The organism is Caulobacter sp. GW821-FHT11E11, assembly GCF_058808315.1.
This window is the reverse complement of record NZ_JBXARO010000004.1, coordinates 448,830-465,798: the sequence shown is the minus strand read 5'-3', so window position 1 is coordinate 465,798 and position 16,969 is coordinate 448,830. Positions and strand designations below refer to the sequence as shown.

Genomic DNA, 16,969 nt, shown 5'->3' with positions numbered 1-16,969 from the left:
ATATTCCAACCTCGATGTCGAAGACCCTCGCCATGACCCCGGAAACCGCTCAGGCAGAGACGGCTCAGCCGGATACGACGCAGACCGCCAGCTGGAAGGACTACTTCCAGCTGATGAAGCCCCGCGTCATGTCGCTGGTGGTGTTCACGGGCCTGACGGGTCTGCTGGCCGCCCGCGCGCCGATCCACCCCGTTCTGGGCGCGATCGCGGTGCTGTGCATCGCCGTCGGGGCCGGCGCCTCGGGCGCGCTGAACATGTGGTACGACGCCGACATCGACGCCGAGATGCGCCGCACGCGCGGCCGCCCGGTCCCGGCCGGCAAGGTCAAGGGCGAGGAAGCCGCCTCGCTGGGCGTGGTCCTCTCGATCCTGTCGGTGATGTTCTTGGGGTTTGCGATCAACTGGTTCGCGGCCGCCCTTCTGGCCTTCACTATCGTCTTCTACGCCGTCGTCTACACGATGTGGCTCAAGCGCTGGACGGCGCAGAACATCGTCATCGGCGGCCTGGCCGGCGCCCTTCCGCCCGCCATCGGCTGGGCCGCGGCCACGGGTTCGGCCCCGCTGAATGCCTGGCTGATGGTGGCCATCATCTTCTTCTGGACCCCGCCGCACTTCTGGGCGCTGTCGCTGTACATCACCACCGACTACGCCAAGGCCGGCGTGCCGATGCTGCCGGTGGTCAAGGGCGCCAAGGAGACGCGCAAGCAGATCCTGCTCTACAGCCTGCTCCTGATCCCGATCTGCCTGACGCCGGTGCTGACCGGCCTGGGCGGCCCGATCTACCTGGCCGTGGCCGCCCTGGGCGGCGCGGTGTTCCTGATCCTGGCCTGGCGCGTGTTCACCAGCAAGGCTGGCGATGCGGCCGACCCGCGCGCGGCCGACCGCGACCTGTACGACGTCACCGAGGACGAGAAGGCCGCCGGCGCCAAGGCCGCGCGCAACCTGTTCGCCTTCTCGATCCTGTATCTCTTCGCGATGTTCGCCGCCCTGCTGGGCGAGGCCGTGGCGAACGTGCACGCCCTGGAGCTGCTCAAGTGAATCAACCGGTCGACAATCAGACGGCCCCGGACCAGACGGCCGCGGCCAAGAAGGCTCGCGACGGGCGCAACATCGCGCTCGCCCTGGGCCTGGTGGGCTTCGTGCTCCTGGTGTTCGTGGTCACCCTCGTGAGGCTCGGCGGCAATGTCGCGCACCCGCACTAAGAAGCCCGACTCGGAGCTCACGCCGCAGGAACTGGCCGCCCGCCGCAACGGCAAGGTGGCCCTGATCTGCGCGGGCGCGTTCTTCGGCATGATCGGCGCGGCCTATGCCGCCGTGCCGCTGTACAAGCTGTTCTGCCAGGCCACCGGCTTCGACGGCACGGTGCGCAAGGCCGAGGTCGCTCCGACCCGGATCCTGGACCGCAAGGTCACCGTCCGCTTCGACGCCAACATCCGCGAGCTGCCGTGGCAGTTCCAGACCCTGCAGGCCAGCCAGGACATCCGCATCGGCGACACGGGCCTGGCCTTCTTCAAGGTCACCAACCCCACCGACAAGCCGCAGACGGGCCGGGCGCTGTACAATGTGGTGCCGGAATCGGCGGGTCCGTACTTCCAGAAACTGGAGTGCTTCTGCTTCTCCAGCCAGACGATCCAGCCCCACCAGACGGTGGAATTCCCGGTCGTCTATTTCGTGGATCCCCAATTCGCGGACGATCCCGAGACCAAGGGCAAGAACGAGATCACGCTCAGCTACACGTTCTTCCCGGCCGTCGAGGACGACCCCGCCGGCGGAGACGGCAAAGGCAAAAACAAAAAAGTCGCCGCCGTGGCGACGCCTCGCATCGTGGAACCCCTTGGCGGCGCACCGTCGAGAGGGCTATAGCGTTCACAACGACCATGTCGCGGGGGGAACCGGCGACGTGATCAAGAGGGATATAAGGGTTAGCAGCAACATGGCCGGCGCCGTCAAACACGACTACCACATCCTTCCGCCCAGCCCGTGGCCCTTCGTGGGCTCGGCTGCGGCCACCGTCATGGCGATCGGCCTCATCGGCTGGATCAAGGGCGGCGTGTTCGGCATCGAGAAGGGCAACTGGGCCATTTTCGCCGCCGGCTTCGCGGGCGTGCTCTACACCATGTTCGGCTGGTGGTCGGACGTGGCCAAGGAAGCCAAGGCCGGCGACCACACCCCGGTCGTCTCGATCGGCCTGCGCTACGGCATGATCCTGTTCATCGCTTCGGAAGTGATGTTCTTCGTGGCGTGGTTCTGGATGTTCTTCGAGATGGCGCTGTTCCATCACCACCGCACCCTGTCGGGCATCGAAGAAGTCCGCACCGCCTGGGCCACCTGGCCGCCTGCCGGCGTCGAGACCGTCTCGCCCTGGCACCTGCCGCTGGTCAACACCCTGACCCTGCTGCTCTCGGGCACGACCGTCACCTGGGCTCACCACGCTCTGCAAGTCGGCGACCGCAAGGGCGCCAAGTGGGGCCTGATCCTGACCATCCTGCTGGGCGCGCTGTTCACCTGCATCCAGGTCTATGAATACGCCCACATCAACCACGAGCAGCTGTTCTACTCGGAAGCCGCGGCGAACTCGGGCCTGTACGGTTCGACCTTCTTCCTGGCCACCGGCTTCCACGGCTTCCACGTGTTCGTCGGCACCCTGTTCCTGATCGTCTGCCTGATCCGCCTGCTGAACGGCGCCTTCACGCCCAAGCAGCACTTCGGCTTCGAAGCGGCCGCCTGGTACTGGCACTTCGTGGACGTGGTCTGGCTGTTCCTGTTCGCGTTCATCTACGTGATCTTCGGGGCCTCGGCCCACTAGAGCCTTCATTAGAAGGCTCTAGCTCACAAAAGATGAGCGCGGCGACGCGCTCCGGATCGAAAGATCCCGAGGGGCCCGGAACGCAGACCAGCGTTCCGGGCCTTTTTCGTTTCAAGGCCCTGTTTGTCGATGACCAAGACCAACCCCTACGCCGCCGGCGCGCGCGGCCTGTGCCCCCACTGCGGCGAGGGCTATCTGTTCGAGGGCTTCCTGAAGGTGACCCCCACCTGCGAGGCCTGCGGCTTCGAGCTGGGCAAGTTCGAGACCGGCGACGGCGCGGCGACCTTCGTGATCCTGATCGCCGGCACGGTCTGCGCGTTCGGGGCGCTGTTCTCGATGTTCGCCTGGAACTGGCCGGTGTGGCTGCTGCTGCTGGTCTGGTTGCCGGCGGTGCTGGTCATCACCCTGGGCTTGATGCGACCGGCCAAGGGCCTGATGGTCGCCGCCCAGATCGCCCAGAAGGCCTCTGAAGCGGGCCGCGCCGATGTCTGAGCCCGCTCCCAAGAAAACCGGCTTTCCGATCGGCCTGACGGTCGCCACGGGCATCTCGTTCGCCATCCTGTGCGGCCTGGGCGGCTGGCAGATGCAGCGCCTACACTGGAAGGAAGACCTGCTGGCGCGGGTCGAGAAGCTGAAGACCGCGCCGCCCGTGCCCCTAGCCAGCGTGCTGACCACCAGCGTCAAGCCCGAGGCCCTGGCCTGGGAGCGGGTCAGCGTCGACTGCGCCGACGTCCCCGGCGCGCCTCTGCCCCTGGCCTATGGCGTGCGCGACGGCGACATGGTCTGGCGGGCCCAAGCGGCCTGCGGGATACAGGCTGGCGGCTATGACCTGATCCTGGTCGATCGCGGCGTCGTGCCCGGCCTGACCGGCCAGGTCCAGGCGCCGGCCAAGACCTTCGCCGCCCCACGCCAGGTCGTCGGCGTGCTGACCCCGATCGCGCAGATGGGCGGCGACCGCGCCCAGGTGTTCGCCCGCTACCCCGGCCGCAAGCCCGCGCCGCTGGTGCTGATGGCCGAGCGCGAGACCCCGACGCCGGCCGAAATCACGCCCGCGCCGCTGCCGGCAGAAATTTCCAATCGGCACCTGGAATACGCCCTGACGTGGTTCGGTCTTGCCGTAACCCTGCTGTTTATCTATGCCGCCATGCTCTGGCGGAGAGTGAGACCCTGATGCGCTACGTGTCGACCCGCGGCGAGTCCGCCCCTATCGGCTTCCTGGATGCGGTGCTGGCCGGCCTGGCCCCCGACGGCGGCCTGTACGTGCCGGCCGAGTGGCCCAGCTTCAAGCCGGCGGAAATCGCGGCGTTCGCGGGCAAGCCCTACGCGCAAGTGGCGGCCGCCGTGGTCGGCAAGTTCGTCGGCGACGACATCCCGGCCGAAGACCTGCTGCACATGTGCGAGGAGGCCTATGCCAGCTTCGCCCACACGGCCGTCGTGCCGGTCAAGCAGCTGGCCCCGAACCAGTACCTGCTGGAGCTGTTCCACGGGCCGACCCTGGCGTTCAAGGACGTCGCCATGCAGCTGCTGGGCCGTCTGTACGACTACGTGCTGGAGCGCCAGTCGCGGAAGATGACCATCATCTGCGCCACCTCGGGCGACACCGGCGGCGCGGCCGTCGAGGCGTTCCGCGGCCGCAAGAACGCCCGCATCGTCGCGCTCTTCCCGGAGGGCCGCATCAGCGAGGTGCAGCGCCGGTTCATGACCACGGCGACCGACGCCAATGTCGCCTGCGTCTCGATCCTGGGCTCGTTCGACGACTGCCAGCACATCGTCAAGTCGGCGTTCCAGGACGACCAGTTCCGCCACGCGGTGGACCTGTCGGGCGTCAACTCGATCAACTGGGCGCGGATCGCGGCTCAGAGCGTCTACTACTTCACCTCGGCCGTCGCCCTGGGCGCGCCTGAGCGGCAGGTGGCCTTCGTGGTGCCGACCGGCAACTTCGGCGACGCCTATGCCGCCTTCGTAGCCAAGAAGCTGGGCCTGCCGATCCATTCGGTGACGGCAGCCACCAACTCCAACGACATCCTGGCCCGCGCCATCGAGACCGGCCGCTATTCGCGCGGCGACGTCGCGGCGACCCAGAGCCCGGCCATGGACATCCAGGTCGCCAGCAACTTCGAGCGCCTCTATTTCGAAGCCGTCCGCCGCGATGGCGCCGAGACCGGCCGAGCCTTCCGCGCCTTCGCCGCTACCGGCCTGCTGGACATCCCACCCGGCGCCCACGGCTGGATGCGCGAGCTGTTCCGCGGCGCCTCGGTCAGCGAGGCCGACACCGCCAAGACCATGCTCTCGACCCTGAACGAGACGGGCGAGGTCATCGACCCGCACACCGCCGTCGGCCTGGCCGCCGCCAAGGGCGTGGACGTCCCGGCCTCGGTCCCGGTGGTGGTGCTGTCGACCGCCCACCCGGCCAAGTTCCCCGAGGCCGTCCTGGCCGCCACGGGCCTGGCGCCGACGACCCCGCGCGCCACGCCGGACCTCTCCAAGAAGCCGGAGAAGTTCGAGCGCCTGCCGGCGGACGGCTCCTCGGTGAAGGCCTTCGTGCGGACCTTCGCGGCCAATACTTGAGGCGAGACTGGTATTTAGGCGCAAGCGCGCCTAGATACCGCGCCACATGACGACCACTCTCCGCACCCTTTCGAACGGCGTCCGCGTCGTGTGTGACCCGATGCCGGGCCTTGAAACCCTGGCCCTGACGGTCGTGGCGGGACGGGGAGCAGCCTACGAGGATCCGGCGCGGTCGGGCTGGTCGCACCTGCTCGAGCACATGGTGTTCAAGGGCGCGGGCAGCCGCTCGGCCCGCGACATCGTCGAGGTCATCGAAAACCAGGGCGGCTCGATCAACGCGGCCACCGGCTATGAGCGCACCAGCTTCCAGGTTCGCGCCCTCAAGGGCGGTCTGGATCTCGGCATGGACGTCATCGCCGACCTGGTCCGTCGCCCCACGCTCGATCCCGCCGACCTGACCCGCGAGAAGCAGGTCGTGGCCCAAGAGATCGCCGAGGCCGCCGACGCGCCCGACGACTACGTCTTCGACCTGATCCAACGCGCCAGCTGGGGCGACCACCCGGTGGGCCGTCCGATCCTGGGCAGCGACGACACGGTCAACGCCGCCACGGTCGAGGCCCTCTCGGACTGGCGCGCCAGCGTCTACGCCGCCGACCGCCTGGTGGTCAGCACCACGGGCGCGGTGAACGAGGCCGAGCTGATGGCCGCCGCAGAGCGCGCCTTCGGCGACCTGCCCGCGACGGCCGGCGCGACCGTCCCGCAGCCGGCGACCTTCATCGGCGGTCCGCAGGCCGAGACCCGTAAGCTGGAGCAGGCGCATCTGGTCTTCATGCTGCCGGCCTGCGGCGCGCGCGAGCAGGACTATTTCGCCCTGCGGATCTTCGCCGAGACGCTTGGCGGCGGCATGTCCTCGCGCCTGTTCCAGGAAGCGCGCGAGAAGCGCGGTCTGGCCTACAATATCGACGCCTATGCCGACACTTACGCTGATCATGGGGCGCTGGGCATCTATGCCGGCTGCGCGGCCGGCGACGCGGTCGAGACCGCCAAGGTCTGCGCCGAGGAGCTGGTCAAGCTGATCAACAAGATCGACGATGCAGAACTGGCCCGCGCCAAGGCCCAGCTGAAGGCCCACATGTTCATGGCCCGCGAACAGCCATTGTCGCGCGCCGAGCAGGGGGCGGGGCAGGTGCTGCTGTTCGATCGCCTCTATCCGACGACCGAGCTGGCCGCCGAGGTCGATGCGGTGACCCACGCCGACGTCGCCCGCCTGGGCGCGCGCCTGCTGAGCGGCCCGCCCGCCACCGCTGTCCTGGGCGCCAAGTCGGCCTTGAAGGCCGGTGAAGCGTTCTCCAAGGCGTTGTCCTCCAAGGCGTAGCGTCGGATGGTGCGGTCGTGAATGCCTTACTGCCGTTCCTGAAGACCCGGCCCCGTTTGCGCCTGGAGGGCCGCGCCGTCTATCTGCGGCCGCCGCGTCCCGGCGACCATCGCGCCTGGGCCGCCCTGCGCGCCAAGTCCCGGCCGTTCCTGGAGCCCTGGGAGCCGACCTGGCCCGAGCACGACCTGACTCGCGCCGCCTTCCGCGCCCGCCTGTCGGCCTATGCCCGCGAGCTGGAGCTGGGCGAGGCCTATCCGTTCTTCATTTTCCGTCGGGAAGACGACGCCCTGGTCGGCGCGGTGCGTCTTTTCCACGTGCGGCGTGGTGTCGCCCAGACTGGCTCGGTCGGTTACTGGATCGGTCAGCCCTTTACTCGCCAAGGACACATGCGCGACGCGGTGGAGACCGTGATCCGCTTTGCTTTCACCGGCCTGGACCTGCACAGACTTGAAGCCGCATGCATGCCGGAAAACCACGCTTCGGCCGCGCTTTTGCTGAAATGCGGCTTTTCCGAAGAGGGATATGCGCCCGCTTATTTGAAAATTAACGGCGGTTGGAGAGATCATCGTCTGTTCGGCATGGTCGCGCCCGAGTAAGCGCACGCCGGCACAGTCGGGATAGGCATGTCTTTTCGTACCGGTGAGCGACGGATCTGGGACACCACCGCCACGCTTGAAGCGTTGGGCGGGGCCGACGTCGCGCTGTGGATCTGGGAACCCGAAGCCGACCGCCTTCGCCTGAACGGCGCGGCGCGCGCCCTGGGTCTGGGTCCGCTGGCGCCGGAATGCTCGTCGGCCGCCTTCCGCGCCCTGGCCCTGCCGCAAGATCGCGCCCAGGCCGAGGAAGTCCTCAAGGTCCGCGAACCCGGCTGTGAAGTCGTCGCCCGCTTCCGCGTGCGCGGCGGCGAGACCTGTCTCTGGCGGGGCGTCTGGCTGGAAGAGGGCGTTCGCGCCGCCGGTGTCGTCGCCCCGGAAACCAAATTCACCGCCTCCGAGCGTTGCGAGCTCACCGGCCTGCTGGACCGCCGCAGCTTCATCGCCCGCGCCCGTGAGCGCCTGGGCCAGGACGGCATGCACGAGCTGGTCGTGGCCGACCTGGACCGTCTGCGTCGCCTGAACGAGGCCTTGGGCCACGAACGCGCCGATCTGGTGCTGGCCGCCCTGGGCTCGCGCTTGGCCGCCGCCTTCCCGTCCGACGCCCTGCTGGGCCGGATCGGCGAGGACGAGTTCGCCGTGCTCTGCGAGCCGCAAGGCTACGAGCCGGCCGAGATGCTGCGCCAGGCCCTGGAGCAGCCGCTGCGCGTGGCCGGCTTCGACATTCACCCGACCCTGTCGATCGGCGCCGTCTCGGCCGAAGGCGGCCTGGATGCGCCGGACGCTTGTGAACTGCTGCGCCGCGCCGAACTGGCTGTCGAGGCCGCTTCGTCCGCCGGTCGTGGCGGCGCGGCCGCCTATGGCCGCTCGATGGAGACCGACGGTCTCTCGCGGCTGGCCCTGGAAGCCGACCTGCGCGGCGCCATCGGCCGTGGCGAGATCACGCCCTACTTCCAGCCTGTCGTGCGCCTGTCGACGGGCGCGCTGTCGGGCTTCGAGGCCCTGGCCCGCTGGATCCACCCGCGCCGGGGCATGCTGCCGCCGGACGAGTTCCTGCCGCTGATCGAAGAGATGGGCCTGATGAGCGAGCTGGGGGCGCACATGATGCACACCTCGGCCAAGCAGCTGGCTGCGTGGCGCGATGCGCACCCGGCGATGGGCGCCCTGACCGTCAGCGTCAATCTGTCGACCGGCGAGATCGACCGGCCCGGCCTGGTGGCCGACGTCGCCGAGACCTTGCGCGTCAACCGTCTGCCGCGCGGCGCCCTGAAGCTGGAAGTCACCGAAAGCGACATCATGCGCGATCCCGAGCGGGCCGCCGTGATCCTCAAGACCCTGCGCGAAGCGGGCGCCGGCCTGGCGCTGGACGACTTCGGCACCGGCTTCTCGTCGCTGTCGTACCTGACGCGCCTGCCGTTCGACACGCTGAAGATCGACCGCTACTTCGTCCGCACCATGGGCGGCAACGCTGGCTCGGCCAAGATCGTCCGTTCGGTCGTCAAGCTGGGCCAGGACCTGGACCTCGAAGTCGTCGCCGAGGGCGTCGAGAACGCCGAGATGGCCCGCGCCCTGCAATCGCTGGGCTGCGACTACGGCCAGGGCTTCGGCTACGCGCCGGCCTTGTCGCCGCAAGAGGCCGAGGTCTATCTGAACGAGGCCTATGTCGACGGCGCCGCGCCCGTGAAGGCCCGCGGCTAAGCGCTGCCTGCTGTCGCCGACAGGTGGTCGGCGGTGATCCCCAGCTTGGCCAGGGCCCGCGTCCACTTATGCTCGTGGTCCTCGTCGAACAGGATGCCCTCGTCGGCGTCGCAGATCAGCCAGATGTTGTCGCGCAGCTCTTGCTCCAGCTGCCCCGGACCCCAGCCGGCATAGCCCAGGGCCAGGATCGCCTTGCGCGGCCGGCGCATGCGGCTGGCCATGGCGTCCAGCACGTCGCGGGTGGCGGTCAGGCCCAGGCCGTCGGCCACGGGCAGGGTCGAGTCCGGTGAGTTGAAGTCGTCGGTGTGCAGGACAAAGCCCCGCTCGCGCTCGATCGGGCCGCCGAGCAGCACGAGATCGCTGGGCGTCTGGGTCTCGGACTTCACGCCCAGGCGGTCCAGCAGTTCGTAGACGGTCAGGCCGTCGACCGGTCGGTTCACGGCCAGGCCCATGGCCTGCTCCTCGTCGTGGGCGCAGAGATACAGCACTGTGCGCTCGAACCGCGGATCCTCGATGCCGGGCATCGCCACCAGCAAGCGTCCGGTCAGGAAGTCCGCGTCGTCATCTTCGTCGTCGTCTATGAAGCTAGCCATGGATTGAGCATTGGCCTTCGACGTGACGGTTTCAAGTCGCACACGTTATCAAAGCGCGCTTGGCGACTGCCCCCGCGAGGGATATGCGATCAGGCGCAATTCAATCGCACACACGAGGAAACACGGCCCATGGCGATCAAGGTTGGCGACACGCTGCCCGCGGCGACTTTCATGACCAGCACGGCCGAAGGGCCGGCGCCGCTCACCAGCGACGACATCTTCAAGGGCAAGACCGTCGCCCTGTTCGCCGTTCCCGGCGCCTTCACCCCGACCTGCTCGGCCAAGCACCTGCCGGGCTTCAAGGAGAAGGCCGCCGAATTGAAGGCCAAGGGCGTCGACACGATCGCCTGCGTCTCGGTCAACGACGTCTTCGTGATGAAGGCCTGGGGCAAGGACCAGGGCATCGACGGTGAAGTCCTGCTGCTGGCCGACGGCAACGGTGACTTTACCCGCACGATCGGCCTGGACTTCGACGGTTCGAAGTTCGGCATGGGCGGCCGCTCGCAGCGTTATTCGCTGATCGCCAAGGACGGCGTCGTCACCCAGCTGAACATCGAGGAAGCCGGCCAGTTCAAGGTCTCGTCGGCCGAGTACCTGCTGGAACAGCTGTAAGACATAGATGCTCCCCCGCACCGCGGGGGAGCATCTACTTTCACCTACTTTTTGACGATCGCTTCGTGCAGCGCCTGGATCCGCTTGTTGAGCGTGCCCAGGTCCTCGCCTTCCATGCCGGACCGCTCCAGCAGCGTGTCGTTCAGGCATCCAGAGCGGACCAGCAGGGCGCGCCCGGCCTCCGTCATCGTCACCTCGACCCGGCGCTCGTCCTCGAGTCCGCGCCGCCGCGCGACCAGGCCGGCGGCTTCCAGGCGTTTGACCAGCGGCGTCACCGTGCTGGACTCCAGGTCCAGCCGTTCGGCGATGCCGCCGATGGTGATGCCTTCGCCCGCCTCGCCCAGCACGCTCAGCGTCAGGTACTGCGGATAGGTCAGGCCCAGTTCGTCGAGCAGGGGCTTGTAGGCGCGGGTGATCGCCATGCTGGTCGCGTACAGGGTGAAACAGATCTGCTGTTCCAGCGGGCGCGGGGATGGGGGTTTGGTCGTCATGGATCCTTCTTACCACGAAAAACGATATCGCGATAAAGAAAATGATGGACAGCGCCGCGATCGCGGTCTAGATCACTTCTAGTTCTCGCAATAATCATTATCGCAATCAAGAAATGAGGGTTGATCCATGAGCCAGTCGAACCAAGCTTCCCGTCGCGGCGTGATGACCGCCGGCTTCGGTCTCGCCGCCGTGGCGGCCGCCTCGCTGGGCGCTTCCGCCCAGGCCGCGACCCCTAAAGCGACCACGACGCCGCACGCGGCGAACCGCGCCGAGAGCGGCTTCGTCACCACCAAGGACGGCGTCCAGATCTTCTACAAGGATTGGGGTCCCAAGGACGCCCAGCCGATCGTGTTCCACCACGGCTGGCCGCTCAGCGCCGACGACTGGGACGCGCAGATGATGTTCTTCCTGCTGAAGGGCTATCGCGTCATCGCCCATGACCGCCGGGGCCACGGCCGTTCGACCCAGACCGACACCGGCAACGAGATGGACACCTACGCCGCCGACGTCATCGCCCTGGCCGACCACCTGGACCTGAAGAGCGCCTTCCACGTCGGCCACTCGACTGGCGGCGGCGAGGCGATCCACTACGCGGCGCGCGCCAAGCCGGGCCGGGTGGGCAAGGTGGTGCTGATCGGCGCGGTGCCGCCGGTGATGCTCAAGTCGGCCAAGAATCCGGGCGGCCTGCCGATCGAGGTGTTCGACAGCTTCCGCACGGCTCTGGTCGCCAACCGCGCCCAGTTCTTCCGCGACATCCCCGAGGGCCCGTTCTTCGGCTTCAACCGTCCGGGCGCCAAGGTCAGCCAGGGCCTGATCGACAACTGGTGGCGCCAGGGCATGACGGGCGGCGCCAAGGCCCACTACGACTGCATCAAGGCCTTCTCGGAAACCGACTTCACCGACGATCTGAAGAAGGTCGATGTCCCGGTCTTCATCATGCACGGCGAAGACGACCAGATCGTCCCGATCGCCGACAGCGCCCACCTGGCCATCAAGCTGGTCAAGAAGGGCACGTTGAAGACCTATCCGGGCCTGCCGCACGGCATGGCGTCCACGCACCCGGACGTGATCAACGCGGACCTGCTGGCGTTCTTCAAGGCCTAGGGTTCGACGTCAATGCGAGCGCCCGTCCGCGAGGACGGGCGCTTTCGCGCATCAGGCCCCCAGGACCTCCGGCGTCATCGCCTTGAGGTCCGCCGCGCCCAGCATCACGCCGGCGGCCGCGCCGGGAACCTGCGCCAGCACGCTCTCGGCGAACACGCGCGCCAGGGCCCGCTTGCTTTCCGCCCAGGCCGCATCAGCCTCGCCGGCCGCCGCCAGGGCGCCTTTGGCCAGCATCCAGCCGCCCACGACATCGCCCAACAGCTTCTGATAGGCCGTGGCCCCCGACAGCGCGTCCGGCATCGACTTGGCCCGGCGCTCGATCAGCCAGGCGGTGGCCGAGGCGGCCGCGTCCAGGGCCGCTTCCAGGCGCAGGCCGACGGCCTTGAGGTCGCCGGCGACCAGGATCTCGATCGTGTCGCGGATGTCGTCCATCAGATCGCCGACCGCCTGGCCCTCGCCCAGCATCAGCTTGCGGCCGACTAGGTCGATGGCCTGGATGCCGTTGGCGCCCTCGTAGATCGGGGCAATGCGGGCGTCGCGATAGTGCTGGGCCGCGCCGGTTTCCTCGATGAAGCCCATGCCGCCGTGGATCTGCACGCCCTGCGAGGCGACCCAGACGCCGACGTCGGTCGACCAGGACTTGGCGATCGGGGTCAGCAGCTCCTCGCGCAGCTTGGCGCCGGTGCGGGTGGCTTCGTCGGTGGCGGCGCACGACAGGTCGGCGGCGACGGCGGTCGACAGGCAGATGCCCCGCGCGGCCTCGATATGGGCCTTCATCAGGACGAGCGTGCGACGGATGTCCGGGTGATCGAACAGGCGCGAGGGATAGGCGCCGGTCCAGGCCGAGCGGCCCTGGGCGCGCTCCTGACTGAAGGCCAGCGCCTGCTGATAGGCGCGCTCGGCGATGGCGGTCCCTTGCGTCCCGACCTGCAGGCGGGCGGCGTTCATCATCGTGAACATGTTGGGCAGGCCTTGGCCCAGGCCGCCGACCAGCTCGGCCTTGGCGCCCTCGAACAGCATCACGCAGGTGGGGGAGCCGTGGATGCCCAGCTTGTGCTCCAACCCGCCGACCCGCACGCTGTTGGCCTCACCCAGTGAGCCGTCGGCATTGACCAGCACCTTCGGCGCCAGGAACAGCGAGATGCCCTTCACGCCCGGAGGCGCGTCGGGCGTGCGGGCCAGGACCAGATGGACGATGTTATCGGCCGCGTCGTGGTCGCCCCAGGTGATGAAGATCTTCTGGCCAGTGATCTTCCAGCCGCCGTCGCCGTCGGGCGTCGCCATCGTGGTCAGGGCGGCCAGGTCCGAGCCGGCCTGCGGCTCGGTCAGGTTCATGGTGCCGGTCCACTCGCCCGAGACCAGGCGCGGCAGGTAGAGATGCTTCTGGCTATCCGTGCCGTGGTGCTCCAGCGCCTCGATCGCGCCCAGGCTCAGCATGGGGCACAGGCCGAACGCCATGTTGGCGGCCTGGACCATTTCCAGCACCGCGACCTCTAGCGTCTTGGGCAAGCCCTGGCCGCCATGCTCGACCGGCGCGGCCAGGCTGGCCCAGCCACCTTCGGCAAACTGCTTGTAGGCGTCGGCGAACCCGGGGGCGCAGCGGACCACGCCGTTCTCCAGCTTGGCGCCCACCAGATCGCCCTGGCGGTTCAGCGGGGCCAGCACGTCGGCCGCGAAGGCGCCGGCCGCTTCCAGCACCGCTGCTACTGTGTCGGCGTCGGCCTCGGGGAAGGCGTCGGCCAGCCGCCCGAAATCCGCCGCATGCCGCAGCGAGAAGGCAAGGTCACGAACGGGCGCGCGGTAGGTCATGCCGAAAACTCCAGACTTTCGGCGACCTGTTTAGGCGGGGTGACGCTACGTCGCCAAGCCGAGGTCGGCTTTCTGTGCATGATCACGGTCTCGTGATCACATGGTGGGTGCTGGGCCCTTCCATCCCATGGTGGAGTTCCTAAGTCGGGGAAACAGTAACTGCTGCTGTTTTAGTTTTAACTGGAGCCCTTCCCCCAATGTCCCGTCCGTTCGCCGTTTCCAAGCTCGCTTATGGCGCGCTCGCCGTCGCCCTCCTGACGGCCCCCGCCGCGCTGGCCGCGCCGGGCGTCTCCTCGACCAAGCCGGCCGACCTGCCCGCCGGCCACTATGTGCTCGACAAGACCCACGCCTCGGTCGTGGCCAAGATCAAGCACATGGGCTTCTCGAACTATCAGTTCCGCTTCACCAAGGTGGACGCCAGCTTCGACTACGATCCCAAGGCTCCGGAAGCCGCCAAGATCAGCGTCACCATCGATCCGGGCTCGGTCGACACCGCGACCGGCGCCGACGCCTTCGGCCTGAAGTTCAACAAGGAACTGGCTGGCGACGGCTGGCTGGAAGCCAACAAGTTCCCGACCGCCACCTTCGTCTCGACCAAGGTCGAGCCGGCGACTGGCAAGGTCTATGGCGACTTTACCCTGCACGGCGTGACCAAGCCCATCGTGCTGGACGTCACCTTCAACGGCGTTGGCTCGGGCTTCGTGCCGGGCAGCGTCAAGACGGGCTTCTCAGCCTCGACCACGATCAAGCGCTCGGAATTCGGCGTGACGAAGTACGTTCCGCTGGTCGGCGACGACGTGCAGCTGAACATCGAAGTCGAGTTCGACAAGAAGTAAGCTAGACCGAGTTCAGGGATCTGGGAGACCTGCATGGCCGAGAGCCGTACGCGCTACACGACGGTGGCGATCGTCATTCACTGGCTGATCGCCGCGGCCATCATCTTCCAGATCATCCTGGGCTGGCGGATGGGGGATGGCCCGAAAGGGCCGACCACCTACGCCCTGTTCCAGCTCCACAAGTCGATCGGCATCACCATCCTGCTGCTGAGCCTGGCGCGGCTGGCCTGGCGGCTGTTCAACAAGCCGCCCGCGCCACCCGAGGGCCAGCCCAAGTGGGAGCGGATCGCCTCGCACGTCGTGCACTGGGGCTTCTACGTCATCATGATCGGCCTGCCGGTGACGGGCTGGATCATCGTCTCGACCAGCCGCGTGCCGATCCCAACCCTGCTGTACGGGGCCGTGCCGTGGCCGCACATTCCGGGCCTGCCCGAGCTGGCGGCCGGGGCCAAGCACGCCTGGCATCAGGCCGGCGAGCTGGGTCACGGCGTGCTGGTCAAGACCACCTACCTGCTGCTGCTCCTGCACTTGGGCGCGGTGGCCAAGCACCAGATCCTGGATCGCGACGAAGTCTTCGGCCACATGGCCGTCGGCGCCAAGCCGGGGATCAAGGAGCCGCGTTTGTGGCTGGCCGCCGCGGGCCTGGCCGCCGTGGTCGCCGCCGGCTACCTCTACATGCCGGCCGTGAAGGCCCCGACCCCGGCCCCCGCGCCGGTCGAGGAGCCCGCTCCGGTCGCGGCGCCGGCCGAGACCACGCCGACGCCCGCCGCTGAGACCGCAGTCGCGCCGCCGGCCGAATCCCCCCTGAAGGACCCTGTCGCCTGGACCGTCCAGAAGAGCTCGACCCTGACCTTCACCGCCACCTGGTCGGGCAGCGGCATCGAGGGCCGGTTCAAGACCTGGAGCGCCGACATCCTGTTCTCGCCCGAGGCTCTGGACCGCTCGAAGGTCAGCGTCAGCATCGACATGGCCTCGGCCGCCACCGGCGACGACCAGCGCGACCAGAGCCTGCCCAGCGGCGACTTCTTCGACACCGCCGAGCACCCGAAGGCGACCTTTACCGCCACCAAGTTCCGCAAGACCGGCGAGGGCAAGTTCGTCGCCGACGGCACGCTGGACCTGCGCGGCGTGAAAAAGCCGCTCAGCCTGCCCTTCACCCTGAAGATCGACGGCGACACGGCGACCGCGCGGGGTGTAACCACCCTGGACCGGACGACATTCGGAGTTGGACAGGGCGAATGGGCGTCGACGGACGAAATTGCGGCGAAGGTGAAGGTCAGCTTCTCGATCACCGCCAAGAAGAAATAGCAGCGGCCGCCGGCGCGCTGCGCGCCGGCGGGCTGGTCCTGCTGCCGACCGAGACGGTCTACGGACTCGGGGCTGACGCCTCGAACCCGGCGGCTGTGGCGGCAATCTTCGAGGCCAAGGGCCGTCCGCGCTTCAACCCGCTGATCGCCCACGTCGCCGACCTGGAGACCGCGGCGCGGATCGCCGACCTGGACGACCGCGCCTACGCCCTGGCGCGCGAATTCTGGCCCGGTCCGCTGACCATCGTCGCGCCGATCAAGGACACGAGCGCCGTCTGCGACCTGGCCCGCGCGGGGCTCGACACCGTCGCCATCCGCGTGCCGGGGCACCCGGTTTCGCATGCGGTCCTCGAGGCGTTCGGCGGCGCGGTCGTCGCGCCCTCGGCCAACCGCTCGGGTCGACCCAGCCCGACCACCTTCGCCGACGCTGTCGCCGAGACCGGCGACAAGGCCACCGCCGCCCTGGATGGCGGACCCTGCGCTGTCGGCCTGGAGTCCACCGTCGTCTCGGTGCTGGACGGCTATCCGCGCCTGCTGCGTCCCGGCGCCGTCACCCGCGTGCAGCTGCAGCAGATCGTCGGCCCGCTGGCGGAAGCCGAGGACGACGCCAGGCGCTCGCCCGGCCGCCTGGCCCTGCACTACGCCCCCGACGCCCCGGTGCGGATCAACGCCAAGACGCCGGAGGCCGGCGAAGCCTACCTCGCGTTCGGCGACTGGCCGGAAAGCCCGCGCGTTTTCAACCTCAGCCCGGCCGGCGATCTTGCTGAAGCCGCGGCCAACCTTTTCGCGTTCCTGCGCGCCGCCGACCGTCTGCGCCCCTCGGCCATCGCCGTCGCGCCGATCCCGGAAGACGGCCTGGGCGAAGCGATCAATGACCGGCTGCGTCGCGCCGCCGGTTTCGTAGGATAGACCGATGAAAACCCGGATCATGTATGTCGAGGACAAGTCCAAGGGCATAAACGGGCCCGCGCGGATCGGGCGGGTCGAGTCGTCCAAAACCGGCGAGACCCTCTACTACGCCGGCCAGACGTTCACGACGCTGCGCCATTCGGGCCTGAAGGCCAATTTCGAGGATAGGGCTACGGGCCTGCCGTACTGGATCGCCAAGGCGCGCAAGGACGGCGCCGACCGGCTCTTCAAGGGCGCGGGGGATCCGCCGGTGATCGACGACGATGTGCGCGAGGAATACTGGCGCGACATTCGGGGTCTGCCCGACCCAGCCTTGGGCTAGGCCCGC

General features: G+C 68.3%; 19 protein-coding genes. 16 read left to right on the top strand and 3 right to left on the bottom strand.

Going from position 1 to position 16,969, the window contains the following annotated elements; genetic code table 11:
* The first annotated feature begins 14 nt into the window (after positions 1 to 14).
* From cyoE to AC1RR5_RS12430, 10 genes are all read left to right on the top strand, one after another.
* The gene (gene cyoE, locus AC1RR5_RS12475; protein WP_492921938.1) at positions 15 to 1,037 is read left to right on the top strand and encodes a heme o synthase; all 1,023 of its coding nucleotides are present in this window, start codon (positions 15 to 17) and stop codon (positions 1,035 to 1,037) included.
* The gene (locus AC1RR5_RS12470; protein WP_492921936.1) at positions 1,034 to 1,201 is read left to right on the top strand and encodes a cytochrome c oxidase system small membrane protein; all 168 of its coding nucleotides are present in this window, start codon (positions 1,034 to 1,036) and stop codon (positions 1,199 to 1,201) included. The genes cyoE and AC1RR5_RS12470 overlap by 4 nt, the downstream gene beginning before the upstream one ends.
* Positions 1,182 to 1,862, top strand: a complete 681-nt coding sequence (locus AC1RR5_RS12465) for a cytochrome c oxidase assembly protein (protein WP_492921934.1) — start codon at positions 1,182 to 1,184, stop codon at positions 1,860 to 1,862. The genes AC1RR5_RS12470 and AC1RR5_RS12465 overlap by 20 nt, the downstream gene beginning before the upstream one ends.
* 70 nt (positions 1,863 to 1,932) lie before the next feature.
* Positions 1,933 to 2,805, top strand: a complete 873-nt coding sequence (locus AC1RR5_RS12460; RefSeq protein ID WP_492921933.1) for a cytochrome c oxidase subunit 3 — start codon at positions 1,933 to 1,935, stop codon at positions 2,803 to 2,805.
* Positions 2,806 to 2,934: 129 nt separating this feature from the next.
* Complete coding sequence (locus tag AC1RR5_RS12455; RefSeq protein WP_492921931.1) at positions 2,935 to 3,297, top strand: DUF983 domain-containing protein; 363 nt, start codon at positions 2,935 to 2,937, stop codon at positions 3,295 to 3,297.
* Entirely contained in the window at positions 3,290 to 3,976 is a 687-nt protein-coding gene (locus AC1RR5_RS12450) for an SURF1 family protein (RefSeq protein WP_492921930.1), read from the top strand. The genes AC1RR5_RS12455 and AC1RR5_RS12450 overlap by 8 nt, the downstream gene beginning before the upstream one ends.
* Positions 3,976 to 5,373: a threonine synthase gene (gene thrC / locus AC1RR5_RS12445; protein WP_492921929.1), complete on the top strand. Its 1,398-nt coding sequence runs from the start codon at positions 3,976 to 3,978 to the stop codon at positions 5,371 to 5,373. Before AC1RR5_RS12450 ends, thrC begins: the two co-directional genes overlap by 1 nt.
* A 46-nt stretch (positions 5,374 to 5,419) precedes the next feature.
* Positions 5,420 to 6,688 (top strand): M16 family metallopeptidase, encoded by a 1,269-nt coding sequence (locus AC1RR5_RS12440; protein WP_492921928.1) that lies wholly within the window; start codon positions 5,420 to 5,422, stop codon positions 6,686 to 6,688.
* A gap of 17 nt (positions 6,689 to 6,705) precedes the next feature.
* Complete coding sequence (locus tag AC1RR5_RS12435; protein ID WP_492921926.1) at positions 6,706 to 7,284, top strand: GNAT family N-acetyltransferase; 579 nt, start codon at positions 6,706 to 6,708, stop codon at positions 7,282 to 7,284.
* Positions 7,285 to 7,311: 27 nt separating this feature from the next.
* Positions 7,312 to 8,979, top strand: a complete 1,668-nt coding sequence (locus AC1RR5_RS12430) for a putative bifunctional diguanylate cyclase/phosphodiesterase (protein ID WP_492921924.1) — start codon at positions 7,312 to 7,314, stop codon at positions 8,977 to 8,979.
* On the opposite strand, the gene AC1RR5_RS12425 is transcribed toward AC1RR5_RS12430, so the two are convergent.
* Entirely contained in the window at positions 8,976 to 9,572 is a 597-nt protein-coding gene (locus tag AC1RR5_RS12425; protein WP_492921923.1) for a YqgE/AlgH family protein, read from the bottom strand. The two genes, AC1RR5_RS12430 and AC1RR5_RS12425, sit on opposite strands and share 4 nt — an antisense overlap.
* A 129-nt stretch (positions 9,573 to 9,701) precedes the next feature.
* On the opposite strand from AC1RR5_RS12425, the gene AC1RR5_RS12420 reads away from it, so the two are divergent.
* Positions 9,702 to 10,184, top strand: coding sequence for a peroxiredoxin (locus tag AC1RR5_RS12420; RefSeq protein WP_492921921.1), 483 nt, complete (start codon positions 9,702 to 9,704; stop codon positions 10,182 to 10,184).
* 44 nt (positions 10,185 to 10,228) lie between these two features.
* On the opposite strand, the gene AC1RR5_RS12415 is transcribed toward AC1RR5_RS12420, so the two are convergent.
* On the bottom strand, positions 10,229 to 10,675 hold the full coding sequence (locus AC1RR5_RS12415) for a MarR family winged helix-turn-helix transcriptional regulator (RefSeq protein ID WP_492921919.1): 447 nt from the start codon (positions 10,673 to 10,675) through the stop codon (positions 10,229 to 10,231).
* Between the two features lie 127 nt (positions 10,676 to 10,802).
* On the opposite strand from AC1RR5_RS12415, the gene AC1RR5_RS12410 reads away from it, so the two are divergent.
* Positions 10,803 to 11,780 (top strand): alpha/beta fold hydrolase, encoded by a 978-nt coding sequence (locus AC1RR5_RS12410; protein WP_492921917.1) that lies wholly within the window; start codon positions 10,803 to 10,805, stop codon positions 11,778 to 11,780.
* Between the two features lie 51 nt (positions 11,781 to 11,831).
* On the opposite strand, the gene AC1RR5_RS12405 is transcribed toward AC1RR5_RS12410, so the two are convergent.
* Positions 11,832 to 13,589, bottom strand: a complete 1,758-nt coding sequence (locus tag AC1RR5_RS12405) for an acyl-CoA dehydrogenase family protein (RefSeq protein WP_492921916.1) — start codon at positions 13,587 to 13,589, stop codon at positions 11,832 to 11,834.
* Between the two features lie 197 nt (positions 13,590 to 13,786).
* Between AC1RR5_RS12405 and AC1RR5_RS12400 the strand changes: the two genes are divergently transcribed.
* Genes AC1RR5_RS12400 through AC1RR5_RS12385 form a run of 4 tightly spaced genes read left to right on the top strand, consistent with a single transcriptional unit; the run spans position 13,787 to position 16,963 of the window.
* A complete protein-coding gene (locus AC1RR5_RS12400) occupies positions 13,787 to 14,425 on the top strand; it encodes a YceI family protein (protein ID WP_492921915.1) in 639 nt (212 codons plus the stop codon).
* Positions 14,426 to 14,458: 33 nt separating this feature from the next.
* A complete protein-coding gene (locus AC1RR5_RS12395; protein ID WP_492921913.1) occupies positions 14,459 to 15,733 on the top strand; it encodes a YceI family protein in 1,275 nt (424 codons plus the stop codon).
* Positions 15,664 to 16,641, top strand: coding sequence for an L-threonylcarbamoyladenylate synthase (locus tag AC1RR5_RS12390; RefSeq protein ID WP_492921912.1), 978 nt, complete (start codon positions 15,664 to 15,666; stop codon positions 16,639 to 16,641). Before AC1RR5_RS12395 ends, AC1RR5_RS12390 begins: the two co-directional genes overlap by 70 nt.
* Before the next feature lie 4 nt (positions 16,642 to 16,645).
* Positions 16,646 to 16,963, top strand: coding sequence for a 1-deoxy-D-xylulose-5-phosphate synthase (locus AC1RR5_RS12385; protein ID WP_492921911.1), 318 nt, complete (start codon positions 16,646 to 16,648; stop codon positions 16,961 to 16,963).
* Positions 16,964 to 16,969: the final 6 nt, after the last annotated feature.